14 protein-coding genes are annotated in these 15798 nt (G+C 38.0%); 7 read left to right on the top strand and 7 right to left on the bottom strand.

Annotation, left to right across the window (positions count from 1 at the left end; all coding sequences use genetic code 11):
- Positions 1–44: 44 nt before the first annotated feature.
- Together I6F40_RS13400 and I6F40_RS13395 are read right to left on the bottom strand one after the other, a co-directional pair.
- Positions 45–1769: a sodium:solute symporter family protein gene (locus I6F40_RS13400; RefSeq protein WP_166378134.1), complete on the bottom strand. Its 1725-nt coding sequence runs from the start codon at positions 1767–1769 to the stop codon at positions 45–47.
- 10 nt (positions 1770–1779) lie between these two features.
- Entirely contained in the window at positions 1780–2043 is a 264-nt protein-coding gene (locus tag I6F40_RS13395; RefSeq protein WP_007377498.1) for a DUF4212 domain-containing protein, read from the bottom strand.
- Positions 2044–2457: 414 nt separating this feature from the next.
- Here I6F40_RS13395 and I6F40_RS13390 point away from each other — a divergent pair, with 414 nt between their 5' ends.
- Positions 2458–5898 carry a PAS domain-containing hybrid sensor histidine kinase/response regulator gene (locus I6F40_RS13390; protein WP_166378136.1) on the top strand — a complete coding sequence of 1147 codons (3441 nt, stop codon included), beginning with the start codon at positions 2458–2460 and terminating at the stop codon, positions 5896–5898.
- Between the two features lie 149 nt (positions 5899–6047).
- Here the strand turns inward: I6F40_RS13390 and I6F40_RS13385 are convergent, their stop codons facing one another.
- On the bottom strand, positions 6048–6467 hold the full coding sequence (locus I6F40_RS13385) for a VOC family protein (protein WP_166378138.1): 420 nt from the start codon (positions 6465–6467) through the stop codon (positions 6048–6050).
- Positions 6468–6740: 273 nt separating this feature from the next.
- Here I6F40_RS13385 and I6F40_RS13380 point away from each other — a divergent pair, with 273 nt between their 5' ends.
- The 4 genes from I6F40_RS13380 to I6F40_RS13365 all read left to right on the top strand — a co-directional run bounded on the left by I6F40_RS13380 (position 6741) and on the right by I6F40_RS13365 (position 10001).
- A complete protein-coding gene (locus tag I6F40_RS13380) occupies positions 6741–7046 on the top strand; it encodes a hypothetical protein (RefSeq protein WP_166378174.1) in 306 nt (101 codons plus the stop codon).
- Complete coding sequence (locus I6F40_RS13375; protein WP_166378139.1) at positions 7043–7432, top strand: hypothetical protein; 390 nt, start codon at positions 7043–7045, stop codon at positions 7430–7432. The genes I6F40_RS13380 and I6F40_RS13375 overlap by 4 nt, the downstream gene beginning before the upstream one ends.
- 168 nt (positions 7433–7600) lie before the next feature.
- Positions 7601–8083, top strand: a complete 483-nt coding sequence (locus I6F40_RS13370; protein ID WP_024589733.1) for a DUF3015 domain-containing protein — start codon at positions 7601–7603, stop codon at positions 8081–8083.
- A gap of 79 nt (positions 8084–8162) precedes the next feature.
- Positions 8163–10001: an Lnb N-terminal periplasmic domain-containing protein gene (locus I6F40_RS13365; RefSeq protein WP_166378141.1), complete on the top strand. Its 1839-nt coding sequence runs from the start codon at positions 8163–8165 to the stop codon at positions 9999–10001.
- An 11-nt stretch (positions 10002–10012) separates the two neighbouring features.
- Here I6F40_RS13365 and I6F40_RS13360 read toward each other — a convergent pair whose 3' ends face one another.
- Together I6F40_RS13360 and I6F40_RS13355 are read right to left on the bottom strand one after the other, a co-directional pair.
- Positions 10013–10834, bottom strand: coding sequence for a sterol desaturase family protein (locus tag I6F40_RS13360; protein ID WP_166378143.1), 822 nt, complete (start codon positions 10832–10834; stop codon positions 10013–10015).
- Complete coding sequence (locus I6F40_RS13355) at positions 10831–11277, bottom strand: SRPBCC family protein (protein ID WP_121955073.1); 447 nt, start codon at positions 11275–11277, stop codon at positions 10831–10833. Before I6F40_RS13355 ends, I6F40_RS13360 begins: the two co-directional genes overlap by 4 nt.
- 97 nt (positions 11278–11374) lie before the next feature.
- On the opposite strand from I6F40_RS13355, the gene I6F40_RS13350 reads away from it, so the two are divergent.
- Positions 11375–12373 (top strand): AraC family transcriptional regulator, encoded by a 999-nt coding sequence (locus I6F40_RS13350; RefSeq protein WP_166378145.1) that lies wholly within the window; start codon positions 11375–11377, stop codon positions 12371–12373.
- 17 nt (positions 12374–12390) lie between these two features.
- On the opposite strand, the gene I6F40_RS13345 is transcribed toward I6F40_RS13350, so the two are convergent.
- Positions 12391–13578 (bottom strand): GGDEF domain-containing protein, encoded by a 1188-nt coding sequence (locus I6F40_RS13345; protein ID WP_166378147.1) that lies wholly within the window; start codon positions 13576–13578, stop codon positions 12391–12393.
- 630 nt (positions 13579–14208) lie between these two features.
- Here I6F40_RS13345 and I6F40_RS13340 point away from each other — a divergent pair.
- Positions 14209–15306: a polysaccharide lyase family 7 protein gene (locus I6F40_RS13340; protein ID WP_166378148.1), complete on the top strand. Its 1098-nt coding sequence runs from the start codon at positions 14209–14211 to the stop codon at positions 15304–15306.
- Here the strand turns inward: I6F40_RS13340 and I6F40_RS13335 are convergent, their stop codons facing one another.
- Positions 15307–15708, bottom strand: a complete 402-nt coding sequence (locus I6F40_RS13335; protein WP_024589726.1) for a nucleotide triphosphate diphosphatase NUDT15 — start codon at positions 15706–15708, stop codon at positions 15307–15309. It abuts the gene before it with no gap.
- Positions 15709–15798: the final 90 nt, after the last annotated feature.

Here is a 15798-nt window from a genome sequence, read left to right as displayed (position 1 = left end):
TTTTGGTGCTTTATGTTTTGTAAACTATATCTATAAATTGTAGCCTAGTGGTCGTGTGCTTCTGCAGACCCTTTAGGGTTACGAATGCTTTCAACCATTTCTTGAATTTCAACCGGTGTAGGTTTAGTAAACTTAAGAACAATTGCAGCTACTCCAAAGTTAATAATCATACCAATTAAGCCAATACCTTCAGGCGAAATACCTAAGAACCAGTTTTCAGGGCTGTTTAGCTCTGGGCTAACAAACTTGAAGAAGATGATATACGCAGCGGTAAAGCCAATACCCGTTACCATGCCTGCAATTGCGCCTTCGCGGTTCATTGTTTTAGAGAATATACCCATAATAATTGCTGGGAAGAAACTCGCTGCCGCCAAGCCGAATGCAAATGCCACTACCGATGCCACAAACCCAGGCGGGTTAATACCAAAGTACGCGGAGATAACAATAGCGACCATGGCTGCCAACCTCGCTGCAAGTAACTCTTGCTTGTCGGTAATATCGGGCTTGAGGGTTCGCTTGAGTAAATCGTGCGAAACGGAGGTCGAAATAACCAGTAGTAAACCTGCTGTTGTAGAAAGTGCAGCGGCAATACCACCAGCAGCTACAAGTGCAATTACCCATGCTGGTAAGTTAGCAATCTCTGGATTAGCTAATACCATAATGTCGCGGTCTACGTTTACTTCGTTAGCACTGTTCGGATCGGTGATTTTACCCGCCGTGTAGAACATTTTGCCATCGCCGTTTTTATCATTAAATGTAATTAAACCTGTGCGTTCCCAGTTTTTAATCCATCCTGGTGCTTCTGCGTAAGCTGTACCGCTACCGTCTTTACCATTAATAGTATCAACCATGTTTACGCGAGCAAAAGCTGCAACTGCAGGTGCTGTAGTATAAACAATCGCGATGAACACAAGTGTCCATGCTGCAGAAATACGCGTGTCTTTTACGCGAGGCACAGTGAAAAAGCGAACAATTACATGTGGTAAACCAGCAGTACCTACCATTAACGCGCCAGTAATAGCGAACACGTCTATCATGCTCTTAGAGCCTTCGGTATATTGCGCAAAACCAAGTTCAGCGCTTAAGCCGTCTAATTTATCAAGTACGTACACGCCGTCGCTGCCAATTAATGTGGCACCAAAACCGGTTTGTGGGAAGAAGTGACCCGTCATCATCATCGAAATAAAAATAGCAGGTACAAGGTAGGCAAATACAAGTACACAATACTGCGCTACTTGTGTGTAGGTAATGCCTTTCATGCCGCCAAGTACCGCATAAAAGAATACAATCACCATACCAATGTAAACACCGGTTTCAATTTCTACTTCTAAAAAGCGTGAAAATACGACGCCTACACCACGCATTTGCCCTGCAATGTAAGTAAAACAAATGAATATGGCACATACAATTGCTACTAAACGCGCAGTGCGTGAATAGTAACGGTCGCCAATAAAGTCTGGCACAGTAAACTTGCCGAATTTACGTAAGTAAGGCGCTAAACACATGGCTAATAGTACATAACCACCTGTCCACCCCATTAAGTAAACACTGCCATCGTAACCTGCAAACGAAATAATACCCGCCATTGAAATAAACGACGCGGCGCTCATCCAATCGGCAGCCGTTGCCATACCATTAGCAAGAGGAGGTACGCCGCCGCCTGCTACATAAAACTCTTTAGTTGAACCCGCACGGGCCCAAATTGCTATGCCGATATAAAGCGCAAAGCTTAAACCAACAATTATAAACGTGAGTGTTTGAACATCCATTGCTTAGCTCCTATTCGTCTACGCCGTATTTTTTATCTAACGTATTCATTTTGAAAACGTACACAAAAATCAAAGCAACAAAGGTATAAATCGCGCCTTGCTGGGCGAACCAGAAGCCAAGTTTAAACCCAAAAAAACGTACTTCATTAAGTACATCAACCAGTAATATGCCAAAGCCGAAAGACACGATAAACCACACTGCTAACAGTTTAAATAACAGCGAAATGTTTTCTGCCCAATAAGCTTTTGCTTGTTCTTCATCTTTAAAAGCCATTTTTGTTTTCCCCTTTAAGCACCGCAATATCGCGATGAGTGGTTTTTTATCTTCGCTTACCAATTTAGCAACGCTGGTTACATATTGAATTGAGACCATAGTCGTAACAGCCTGTTAACGTTTACGTAAACTGTATTTATCATTCAAACGTATTTTATACATTTTCATTTTATTTCAATTGGTTAGCTTAATTTTTTGAATTGGCTTTACTATTAAATTGGTAAGTTGATTATTAATGCGACATTAGTCTAATGCTTGAGATGATTTTATTTTTGTTATTAATATTCAATAAGATAGAAATAAAATGAAAGTTTTATTTTAAATTCAAGCCTCACACTTAACCTCAGTTCTGGTATTGTGTTAATCCCTCATAGGGTTGAGGGACTATTTAAAATAATAAGGTTTAATAACAACATGACTGCCGTACTCATTATTGTTGCTTTAAGTTATATAGGTATGCTGTTTTGGCTCGCCAATTGGGGCGATAAAACAACCCCTTTGGCAAAGCGTATTAGCCATCACCCTTTTGTGTATTCACTCTCACTTGGGATTTACTGTACCTCTTGGACTTACTACGGCTCAGTGGGTACAGCCGCTACCAGCAGTTGGAGTTATTTGCCAATATTATTGGGCCCTGCGCTGCTGTTTTTATTCGGCCAAGGGTTTTTACGTAAGCTGGTACTGGTAAGCAAAAAACAAAACATAACCACTATTGCTGACTTTATTTCAGCTCGTTACGGCAAACGCCAAACTACCGCGATTATGGTTACTGTAATCGCCTTACTGGCGACTATTCCCTACATTGCACTGCAATTAAAAGCGCTTAGTACCAGCTTTTTACTTTTGCAAAACAGTAATAAAATATCAGGCGATATGCTCGCGCTTTCTGCAACATTAATTATGGCCTTATTTGCAATATTTTTTGGTACCCGCAAAGTGGACGTAACAGAGTATCGCTCTGGGTTAATGCTTGCTGTCGCGTTTGAATCAATGATTAAACTTATTGCACTTATTGCTGTAGCAAGCCTTGCTGTTTACACCTTATTTAATATGCCAGAGCCTACTTCAAATAAAGTAACCGAGTCGATTTGGGCCCATTGGAGCGACTTTAACTTTTTTAGTTTTAACTTTATTGGCCAGTCTTTAATGGCTGCGGCCGCTATTATATGTTTACCACGCCAGTTTCATGTAACCGTGGTCGACAATCAAAACAAACGCCACTTACTTACCGCTCGCTGGGCTTTTCCGCTGTATTTACTATTAACTGCCGCAATGATTTTACCTATTGCGACTGCGGCAATTCATCCTGAAATTGGCAGCGGCTATTCGCCAGATAGCTTTGTACTTGCCCTACCGTTAATTAACGACAACGCCTTTTTAACCACCTTTGTATTTATAGGTGGACTATCGGCCGCCACCGCAATGATAGTGGTAGCAACACTGACGCTAAGCACGATGATTTCAAACGATGTGGTATTACCCCTAATGCTACGTCGTAAATTTAAACGCAACTTAATTACCACCAGTTATAAGTCTCGTATTTTGCTTGTAAGGCGCTTTGCTATTGCAGGCATATTAATTTTGGCCTATTTCTATCAGCAATGGTTTGGCCATAGCAGCGCACTGGCAAGTATGGGCTTAGTTGCTTTTTCACTTGTTACTCAATTATTACCCGCTATTGTGGGCGGTTTATACTGGCGAAAAGGCCATGCTTATGGGGTTTATGCAGGTTTAGTAGCGGGCTTTATTTGCTGGGTACTATTTTTAATGCTGCCAATACTCGATGCCGGAGCAACGCTTGATAGCGAGCTACAACAAACGCTTATAACGCGTGGAACCTTGATAGCTTTGTTTGCCAATATTGGGTGTTATATTAGTTTTTCACTTGGGGCTGAGGAGCGCTTAATTGATAAGATTCAGGCAGCTGCTTTTGTTAACCCTAAAGATCAGGCTATTTTATCAAGGCGCTTAAATAAAGACGTAAAAGCCACTGTTTACGACTTTAAAATACTACTGCAAACCTTTTTAGGTATTCAGCGCAGCCAACAAGTATTGGCGCATTACGCACTCGCCCATCACTTAAGCGATAACAACGCACACCCAGAGCCTGAATTTATAGCCTACTGCGAACGCGCGTTAACAGGCGTGCTTGGCGCATCTTCCGCACAAGCATTAATACATACGGTATCGTCGGGTAAGCGTATGGCGTTTGAAGAAGTTGTAAACTTTTTTGACGAAACCACACAAGCGCTGCAATTTAATCAAAATCTGTTATTTACCTCACTCGAAAATTTAAGCCATGGTATTTCAGTTGTCGATAAAGATTTAAAGCTAGTAGCTTGGAATAAACGCTACAGCGAAATGTTCGGCTACCCTGAAGGATTTTTAGAAGTAGGCCAACCCATAGAAGATATTATTAGATACAACGCTAATCGAGGTGAATGTGGCCCTGGCGAAATAGAACGCCAAGTAGAAAAACGTGTGCAGCATTTAAAATACGGCAGCTCGCATCACTTTATTCGCCACCGTCGTAATGGCCAAGTATACGAAATGATTGGTAATCCGCTGCCCGATGGCGGATTTGTTACCAGCTTTTCAGATATTACCAATCACATAAGTACGCAAAATGCGCTTGAAGAAGTAAACATGGATCTTGAAAACCGCATAGAAGCGCGAACTCAAGAAGTGCAAACCATTAATAGAGACTTACAAGCTCAAATAGATAGCCGTGTACAAACCGAGCAAGCACTTACTTTAGCAAAACGAGAAGCAGAGCAAGCCAACGACAGTAAAACGCGCTTTTTAGCACTGGCGAGCCACGACATTTTACAGCCGTTAAACGCAGCACGTTTATACCTTGCTGCCATTGACGAAAAGCAACTCGACAGCACTAACCAAAACAGCTTTGAAAAATTAGGCGACAGTCTCGATTCAACCGTGCACTTAATGTCGGCACTACTTGAAATAGCCAAGCTAGAACAAGGCGCTATGACCCCAACCCCTCGCCACTTTTATATTGAAGATATTTTAGCGCCACTGCAAAGTGAATACGCTATTTTATCAAGTGATAAAGGCCTTAAGCTTAGTGTGCGTTCACACCAGCAAATTGTGCACAGCGATATAACCTATTTACGCCGAATTATTCAAAACTTGGTCTCTAATGCAGTTAAATACACCGATAATGGCCGTGTATTAATTGCTTGTAGAAACCGTAAACACAATTTACGAATAGAAGTATGGGATACAGGCCCTGGTATTAGCGAAGTAGAGCAAGCTAAAATATTTAACGACTTTTACCGTGTTGAGTCGGGCGATAACAAAGGCGTAGGCTTAGGATTAGGTGTTGTAAAACGTATGGCTGATTTATTAAGTTTGCCGCTTGATGTGCATTCTGAGCCTAATAAAGGTAGCCGTTTTAGTATTGAAGTACCTTATGGAGACGAGCAGTTTGTACAACAAAAAAGTACTACAAACAGCTTAATAGAAAACCGTGCAGCAATTAATATTGTTGCCGTAGACGACGACCCTGAAAACCTAGCAGCAATGGCAAGCTTACTTAAAAAGTGGCAAGCTAATTACACACTATTTGATAATGTAAATAATGTACTGGCGCACGCTAAAGAAAACGGTGCACCCGATGTTATTTTAATGGACTATCAATTAGGTAGTGATTGCGATGGGATAACGCTAATTAAAACCCTGCGCGAAATTTGGCAAAGCCAAGTACCCGCTATTTTAATTACCGCAGTGCGCGACACCGAGCTTAAACAAGAAACCAAAGCCGCTAATATTCATTATTTAAGTAAGCCAATTAAGCCTGGCAAACTAAAATCACTACTTAACCACAGTACTTAATTTCAGTAGCTGGCTTTAACAGGCATATAAAAGTAGGCTCTAACAATTGTTAGGGCCTACTTTAAAAAGTTTGAAATGTCGAACAACGATCGAAAACAATCAACATTACTCAATAAGGTGGCTTTTTAGCCTTATGAGCAAAGTAATATTTATACTTTTTTAAATAAAACGTCAGGGTTTACCATTGTTTTCATTTCAAGCACATTGCCATTTGGATCTTCAATAAAAAACGTTTCTTGTTCAAACTCATCACCAATAAAACGACGGTATGGTTTATCTAGGTATTCAATACCCGCATCTTCAATACGTTTTTTTAACCCGTTAAATTCATCTTCAGATAAGTGAATCCCAAAGTGAGGTACTGCTACAGCTCCCATATCTACATCATGGCGAACTGTTGGTAGGCGCTCAACGCTTTGGTGTAAGGTAAGTTCATTACCCCAAAAATCTATATCTACCCAGCGACCTTCTTCACTGTTGCCCGTTTTACAGCCTAGTACGTCACAATAAAACGCTTTAGCCACTTTTAAATTGCCAGCCGGAATAGCCAGATGTAAACAGTTAGACATAAATAACCCTTGGTTAACACTTTAATACATTAAATTATCGCCATTATACATAACTTGTGATTTATAGAACATTAACAGCGGCACTATTAAGCATATTTAATACCTAAAAGCCGTTTAAAAAACACGTTTTTAAAGTTTGTAATTACTTATAACATTTATTTGTTAGAGAGTATTAGAAAGCGCAAAAGGATTAGTTTAAAATGCGCCGCTATGATTAAATTCTTATTTTTAAAATTCATCACTTTCTTTTTAGGCTTTGTAGCTTGCTTTGCTATGCACACTACTTTTGCATTACCTTTAGTGATTTCTGCTGCGCTAACGGGGCTTATTGGCTCGTTTATTCCTTTTCCTGCACATTATAAAAACCATCCGTATGCTGCAATTTATGCTGGTAGCTTTGCAGGTATGTGTTCAACTCATTTAATTACCAGTTACTGGGAAATTGCTATTATTTCGCTTATTGGCTCAAGTTTGTATGTGCTTACTATTAATATGTTTACAGGTTTTGGTGGCAAGCTTGGCAGTGTAGCTTTTGCAAGCGTGGCACTTTTTGTATTAGCCAAAGGAATTGTATTATGAGTATTGAATATCCATTACTTGTACTGCTTGGAGCTTTTTTAACATTTTATTTAGCTAAACATAGCCGCTTTGATGGTATAAGAGCATCATCTTCACTGTCTATTATTGCTTATTTAATTTTTAGCGCCTTAAATTTAAACCCCGATTTATACGCAATTGTATTTTTTGGCGGCACATTCATAGGTATGAGCGCCCCACATCGATTTGGTATTTATACTGTAGCAAGCTCATCTATTTTGTTTTCAGTATTATTTGAATTCCTTGTACCAAAACTTGACGGTTATGGCGGTGCATTGGGTATTAGTGCGTTTTTATCTGTATGCATTTGCCATACTTGTATTTTATTAGGCGCCCCAAGAAGTAAAAAACCGCCACCAGTTCAATAAAAAGTGAAATTAGGCTAATTTTCATCCTGACATTAACTTTAATATATTTAAAAATTAGAGTGTAAAATATTCATATTTTAGCCTGTTCCTTTTCTCTGCAAGTCTGCTAAAATCTTCCGTGAACTTTATTTACTCTAAATAAAGACAATCATATACGGATTTATGAAAATGAAAAAACTAATCGCAGTAGCAGCTCTATCTTTACTTCCTTTCTCAAACGCAATGGCTGACCAAGATATTGGTTGTGGTCTTGGTTCTATGTTATTTGCTGGTCAGCAAGGTAAAGGCGTTAAAATTTTAGGCGCTACAACAAATGGTACATCTGGTAACCAAACTTTTGGTATCACTTTTGGTACTCTTGGTTGTGATGGTACTGGTACAGTAACTTCTTCAGAAAAAATCGCTTTATTCATTGACGGTAACATGGAGCAACTTGCTCGTGATATGTCAAAAGGTGAAGGCGAAACTTTAGCTACTCTAGCTGAAGCTTGGGGTGTTGCAGATCAAGATAAAGCAGCGTTCAATAAGCTTGCTCAAGCACAGTTTTCTTCAGTATTTACTTCTGAAAACGTGACTTCACAAACAGTTTTAGAAAACCTAAACACTGTTCTTGCAAGTAACGCACAACTTGCTTCTTATACTCTTTCTTAATCAGCTAAATTAGCCGGTTTTATACGTATAAATAAAGCCGCTGGAGTATTTCTCTAGCGGCTTTTGTAATTTAGTGATTATGAAAAAAATATTATTTGGTTTACTGCTCGCACTTTTTAGTACTTACTCAAACGCTCAAAGTATTGAAACAAATACATTAGCAACACACCCTTACTGGCTTAAATTAGGTCACTACCGCTTGGCCACATTAGGTGATTGGAAAAGTGAAGTAGACAGTGCTGAGTTTTTTTTATCTCCTTCAGGTAAAACAAGCCCATATGACGAACTAAAAGCCACTATAGCCGCATTTAGTGGTAAAAATACTCACCCAAAAACAGCACAATATCGTTGTCAGTTTCCTGCACGTTATAAATGGCTAAAAACAAAAGTTAAAAATAACTGGCCCGAACTTAATTGCCCAGAACTACAGGCGTGGCAAAAAATAATAAACCCTAAAGGGGTTACGTTAGTTTTTCCAACTGCATTTATGAATAGCCCATCATCAATGTTTGGCCACACTTTACTTCGTATTGATGCAAAAGATCAGACTCGCCATAAAGAGTTGCTCGCATTCGCCGTTAATTTTGCAGCAGAGCCAGACGGCTCAGATAACGCAGCTATGTATGCACTAAAAGGCTTGATTGGCAGCTACCCAGGTAAGTTTTCGCTTATGCCGTACTATAAAAAAGTACGCGAATATAATGATTTAGAATCTCGTGATATTTGGGAATACAAACTTAATTTATCAGAGCTACAGGTAGAGCTTATTTTATTGCACTTGTGGGAGCTACAATTAGCTACATTCGATTACTTTTTTATTGATGAAAACTGCTCTTACCAATTACTTGCATTATTACAACTTGCACAAGAGGACCTTGATTTAACATCGTCATTTAATATGCAAGCTATTCCATCAGATACCGTTGCAGTACTAAGAAATAACAACTTATTACAAACACCTAATTACCGCCCTGCTTTTGGCACTAAGCTATACCATTACTCTACTCAAATGACTGACGAACAACTTGATGATGCAAGAGAGTTAATGCAAGGTGGCTCTCTCAATACTCGTAATTACTCACAGTCGCAATTAGTCGCTATATTAGAAATGGCGTATGAATGGTTAAATTTTGAATTTTACGATAAAGCATTAAATCGTAAAGAAATTGCCCCGCGACTAACTAAGCTACTCCTAATGCGCAGCAAATATAATGTAGCTTCGCCATTTACTAAGCCAAACCGCCCTATTGCTTCCCCAGAGCAAGGTCATGGTTCTTCTAAAGTATCGCTAGGTAGGGTACAAAATAATAACCAAGCAAACCTTACAAATTTTGGTTATAGGCTTGCGTATCATGACTTACTAGATAGGCCTGAAGGTTTTATAGCGGGTGCACAAATTAGTTTTTTTGATTTGGAAGCCGCTATTACTGACGAAGGAAATGCAGATATTGAACATTTTTACTTATTAGATGCTATGTCGCTTGCACCCGATAACCGCGTATTTGATAGCTGGTCGTGGAACTTTAAAATGGGCTTTGACCGACAACCAAGTGACAATAAACGTTTAGGCCGCTTTTTTACAAAAGGAGGTTATGGTAAATCTTATGGCGATCCTAATAATGTACACGGCTATATTCTTGGTCAATTTGAGCTAAATACAGGCGATATAACCGACCAACTTAGTACAGGAATAGGCAGCGAAGCCGGTGTAATTTGGCAAATAAACAATAACCATAAACTCGCTTTAACTGGCAATATATTATGGCTAACTGATAACGCAGCAAGTAAGCACAGCGAAATAGCTATAACATGGAATTACGCTGTTTCTCGCAATGTATCGCTGCGCAGCAAAGTACAGCATGCTCAATGGCATAGCCATAATTCATCAATGAGTTTAGCTATGCAGTTTTACTTTTAACTTTCTCAATATTATTTATATTTAATGCTACTTGTAGGGTAGCCAAATAGCACTCTACATTTAGCTTTTATTCCCGATGCCTTATAAACACTTTTCAATAAGTGCTCCCACTGATGAAACGTAATAACGACTGGGTTATTGCTATTAAGCTGCCCTATAATGCCGTATTTACAAGGCTTTGATTTATCTTCTTCTACAAAGGTGCCAAATAACTTATCCCAAATAATAAGTACACCAGCAAAGTTTTTATCAAGGTAGCCTGCATTTATTGCGTGATGAACTCGATGATGCGAAGGCGTATTAAATACTTTTTCAAACCAGCCTAACTTACCCACTATTTGAGTATGTACAAAAAATTGATACGCTAAATTTAATGCAACCACGCTAAATACTGTTAGCGGTTCAAATCCAATTAAAATCATAGGTAGCCAAAACACCCACATACCGGCTACGGGGTACATTAAGCTTTGCCTAAATGCGGTGGTGAAATTCATTTTAGTTGAGCTGTGGTGAACCACATGCGCGGCCCACAGCCAATGAACATGATGCGATGCTTTATGAAACCAATAATATAAAAAATCTTGTAGTAAAAATGCAAATGCAATACTTAACACACTCACTTCAATATCAAACAATCTATAGTCATACAACCAATTAAATAAAGGCATTAACAGCAGTAACACAATAGCATCTGCGCCTTGGTGTAATAGCGCTAACACTGTATTTGCTAGGCTATCTTTTATGTCGTAATAGCACTTAAACTTAATAAACTCACAGCAAACAAATATCAAAAATAACGGGCTAAGAGCGAGCAAAATAATTTCTGAGTTCATACTTTACCCGCCAAAAAATAATTATTTAAATTGTTTAACGCTTGGGTTATATCTTTTGTAATAACATATTTAAGTAATGCATTTGGCATCCACCATGGAGCTGAGCAGCTTATGCAATAGTTAAGTTCGGTAACTAAAGTATTGATGTCTTTATTTGCACTGAGGTATATGTCGCCTCGATGATTAGCTACTGGTTTATCGCCTACTATTTGGTAACTGATCTGATTTTGATCGGCACTGATTATTTGCTCTGAAAAAGTTATTTTACCTATTTTCACTTGCCTAACAGATCCTTTTCCGCCTTCTATTTGCCCTTCGTCTTGTGCTTGTAGCAGCGTAAATTTGGCATTAAAAAATCGATGCAACTGTTGATGATCCAATAGTGTGCTTATTATTTGCTTTGGCTGTGCATTAAGCGTTTGTTTAATTGTTATAAGTATCATTTTTACAGCAAGAGGTTATTAGGCATTCAACTAGCATATAAAAATTTAACGTGGCAAACTTGCTAATACACGACTATTTTTTAGCTTTAGATGACAAATGCACACATTAGCTGATCATTACTTTTCAAGTATTCTTGATTACTTACAAGCGCAAGGCATTAGTACTAAAACGGCTTTGCACGCTATTAGCTTTGACGAATTTAGTAATCAGCGTACCCATCAATTAGCGCCGCGTATTAGTTTAAATAGTTACAATGCCTTATTAGTTTATGGCAAAAAAACACTTAACGATCCTCTTTTTGGTTTTACCCTAGGTCAGCAAATTCGCACTGCTGACTACGGCGTTTTAGGTTACTTAATTGAATCAAGCGATAACTTAAGCAGTGCCATTAAAGCATTGTTAAGCTACGACAGCTTGGTGGCTGATATTGGTAAAGCCAAGTTTGAACTAAATACTGATACAGCAACTATTCGTTGGGTTGCTCACCAAAGTTGTAATGAGCATGTTGTTTTACGAAACATGACCGCGTGGGTAAGTGTTATTCGCCAGTTAATAAATTTAACGCTTTCGCCAAGTAGTATTAGTTTCACTTATAATTGGTTGCCATCGCAAAGGCGCGCCCTTGAATCATGGTTTAAATGCCCTGTAAAAAGCAGTGCTGAATATAATCAAATTAGCTTTCCGAGCGATTATTTGACGCTGCCCTTTAAAACCGATAACGCCATTATTAATTCTACTTTTAAGCAATTGTCAGAGCAGCAACTCTCTAACTTTAAAAGCCAGCAGTGTATTGACGATAAAGTTAATCAGTTACTTACAGCTAAAACTACTTTGCAAAACTGCAACCTAATAGGCATAGCTGATGCGCTTAATTTAACACCCCGAACGCTACAACGACGCTTAAAACAGCAAGATTTAACCTTTGTTCAGTTACTTGAAAAAGAACGAAAAAAACGTGCAGATACTTTAATAGGCAATATACCTTTAATAGAACTGACAGATATCTTAGGCTTTCAAGATCAAAGTTCGTTTAATCGTGCTTTTTATCGATGGTATGGCCATTCTCCGAGTAAATATTTAAATGAAAAAACTTAATATTTAAGTGACTTAAGTTATTTGCTTACATTATTACGGCCATTTTTCTTAGCTCTATATAAAGCTAAATCAGCATTTTTTAAGGCTTGATCAAAAGTTTGCTTAGGCTCTCTTTGTGCTACACCGATAGAAACAGTAACATTAACTGTTTTATAGTCACTGGGCTTTTTTGATTTTCTGGAATTTTTGTCAGTCCGTTTAGGATTTCGTATAACCATGTCATAGGTTGCAATACTTTCCCTCAAGGCATCTAATTCAGGGATTGCTTGCTCTATAGATTTACGAGGAAATACTACCGTAAACTCCTCTCCCCCATAGCGATAAATTTTACCACCACCTTTTACACCTGCCATTTTTGCTGCAACTAATTTTAGTACTTGATCACCAATGTCATGTCCGTAAGTATCATTGAACTTTTTAAAATGATCGATATCAAGCATAGCAACTGTGTATTTTCTTCCTAAAGACAATGCGAGTTGGTTTAAAGCTCGACGTGTAGGAAGGCTCGTTAAATCGTCTCTGTATGCTAAATAATATGAATCTGTACTTACCGCCAACAAATATATAGATGACATGGCAACCGCAATAACAGACCAAGGTAATGTAATTACATGAAGTTGATTTAAATACCAAACAACAAAAGTTACTAGTAATATCGTTTGTGTTAAGTCATGATTTCGTAAGCTTCGCCATAATAATACAATTCCAATTACTCTTAATGGCAAAAAAATTGGGATATATGGCGTTATCTGTTTCCATGTTTCAGTGTTAGGAAATAACTCTATAAAACTACCACTTACTTTAAGCCAAGCAAACGTAATCCCACCACAAAAAACAATAAGTACGACACGAGTAAGGGTGTGTACTGAGAAGATAGCCCTATCTTTCATGAATGCAAGCAGCAGTAATAAACTTGCTCCGCATAAAAGTAGCCACTGGGAGTTACCAACCAACCATTTAGACCACGTAAAAGTAGAGTGCTCACTTATTAAATATAGTCCCCATAATAAACACAAAATAGCAATGCGACTTCGATTAAACTGAGTTGCAAATACAGCTGTAATAATAAGTAAGGGAAATACTAAATAATTTATAATTGTTAGTTTGTCTTGCCATAAAGCCTCAAAGTGTATTAAACCAAAAAAAAGACCTGAAATACCAAGAGCGCTTAAAAAAGTAGACTTAATCCCTTTAAAATCCAACAACTGAAACTCCAACAACACTAACCGAAAAATAGATACATTATTGTATTGATATGAATATTTTTTTCTACTTTTATATTAAACTAAAAACAAAAACACATACTTTAGGATTTGATTTTGAAGAAAAAATTATGATATTTCTAAATTTTATTAAGAGTAATTTCATACTTAGTTTAAATTTCGAACATGGCCCGGTTTTCTCTACGCACTCATAAAATAAAAAATGACGGGCCGTTCACATAACCCAATAAACTATAAGCGCCAATTAGCAGCATTAGCTACTTGCAAAAACTTCAATATTAGTTATTCACGGCAGTGACTATTTAATTACTTTTATTAACTCTAAAAGCAAACTACAAAACTAAAAACAACCCAAGGAACAAGCTATATCTTTGTTCCTAAGCTCACGCTAAACATGAGTAAGTGGATAGCCAAGCATGTAAAAACTCATACCGAAAACACTTTCATAAAAACCGTAAAACAACACACCAAGAAAATTGGTATAACAAAAATACAATTAAAAAATAATTAAAATCACTAATTGGTAAGTTTTAATTGTTAAATTGGTATGCTAGATTGAGATTGAGCGATGCCAGAACCGTACAATTTTTACTTCATCACACAGAGACAATAATGACAAAAAATACATCTAAATTTAAACTTACGGCTCTAGCCGTTATCACGCCTTTATTTTTTACAGCTTGTACAAGTACTCCAAGTAATAATCAGCAAAGCAATGCGCCAGTACCTGCAACTAAATTTGATTTATCTCACTGGAAAATAAATGTACCAGTAGATTTAAACAACGACGGTAAAATTGATGAAATAGATGTAGCAGAAATTCAGACTTACGCACATCCTGATTTTTTCTATCTTGATGAAAAAGGCTACATGGTATTTACCTCCCCTAATAAAGCACTTACAAGCGCTAACTCTACCAATACCCGTAGCGAATTGAGACAAATGATCCGGGGATCAAATACTAAAATTAAAACAAATAACCCGGGTAATAACTTTGCGTTGACTGCTCATCCTTTAGCTGAAAAGTTTGGTGCTGAAGGCGGAAAAATGCAGGCTACATTAAAAGTAGACCATGTTGCATTAAGAGCTAAAAACTCAGATAGAGATGCTGCATTTTCTGTTGTAGTTGGGCAAATACATGCAGAAAAGAACAAAGCTCTTGTCGCAGAAAATTCTGGATTTGGCTGGGGTAATGAACCACTTAAAATATACTATAAGAAATGGCCAAACCATAAAACAGGCTCTGTATTTTGGAACTACGAGCGAAACTTACCAAAAGCAGATCCTGACCGTACAGACATTGCTTACCCTGTATGGGGTAACACATGGGAAAATCCTAATGAACCTGGTTCTGAAGGTATTGCGTTAGGTGAAGATTTTAGCTACACAGTAAATGTATATAAAAATACAATGTATCTAACGTTCACTGCAGAAGGTAAGCCAGACGTAAATTACTCGATAAATCTTGCTAATAACGTTGATGCTTATGGCAAAGTAGACAAAAAAGATCATCCCCTTGGTTATGCTGGTGATTCTAATTACTTCAAAGCCGGTGCATACAATCAATGTAGTACCAAAGACGCCCCAGGTCGTTGGTATGCCGCATGTTTAGGTACTGGCGATTGGACTACAGATAAACAAAATGGCGATTACGCTCAAGTAAGCTTTAGTAAACTAGAATTAAGCCCAGCGACTAAGCCAACAAAATAACTAGGCTAGTACAGCCTCAGATAAGTAATTTTTTAGTGATGTAAACAGTGGCGTTGGTAGATTATTAATATCGCACCAGCGCCACTTTAAACATTTATTAGGCTCTTTAAGTTCAGGCTCTCCGCCTTCAAAGTCAGCTTTTACATACAACGTAATATAGTGTTTGTTCTCTGCTGTAAAAATATCATTGGTAAAATCAAGCTTAGTAATTTTACTTACCTTTAAACCTGTTTCTTCAAACACTTCTCGTATTGCACATTGCTCAACACTTTCACCAAACTCTAAATGTCCACCAGGTGTTGCCCATGTATTAGCACCATGCGCGCCAATGCGCTCACCTAGTAAAATTGTGTTTTGATGCTTTATGATAACCGCAACCCCTACTCTTACTACGTTACTCATATCGTGTTTTCTCTTGTTTTTACTGCCCGCCATGCTGAACCACACGCTTTGTATTGTCAATTTTGTATTTTTAAAACCAGTGTATTGATT

This window comes from Pseudoalteromonas sp. SWXJ133, from assembly GCF_015864365.1.
Classification (GTDB): domain Bacteria; phylum Pseudomonadota; class Gammaproteobacteria; order Enterobacterales; family Alteromonadaceae; genus Pseudoalteromonas; species Pseudoalteromonas arctica.
The sequence above is the reverse complement of the archived record's forward strand: the minus strand, read 5'-3'. Positions and strand labels throughout refer to the sequence as shown.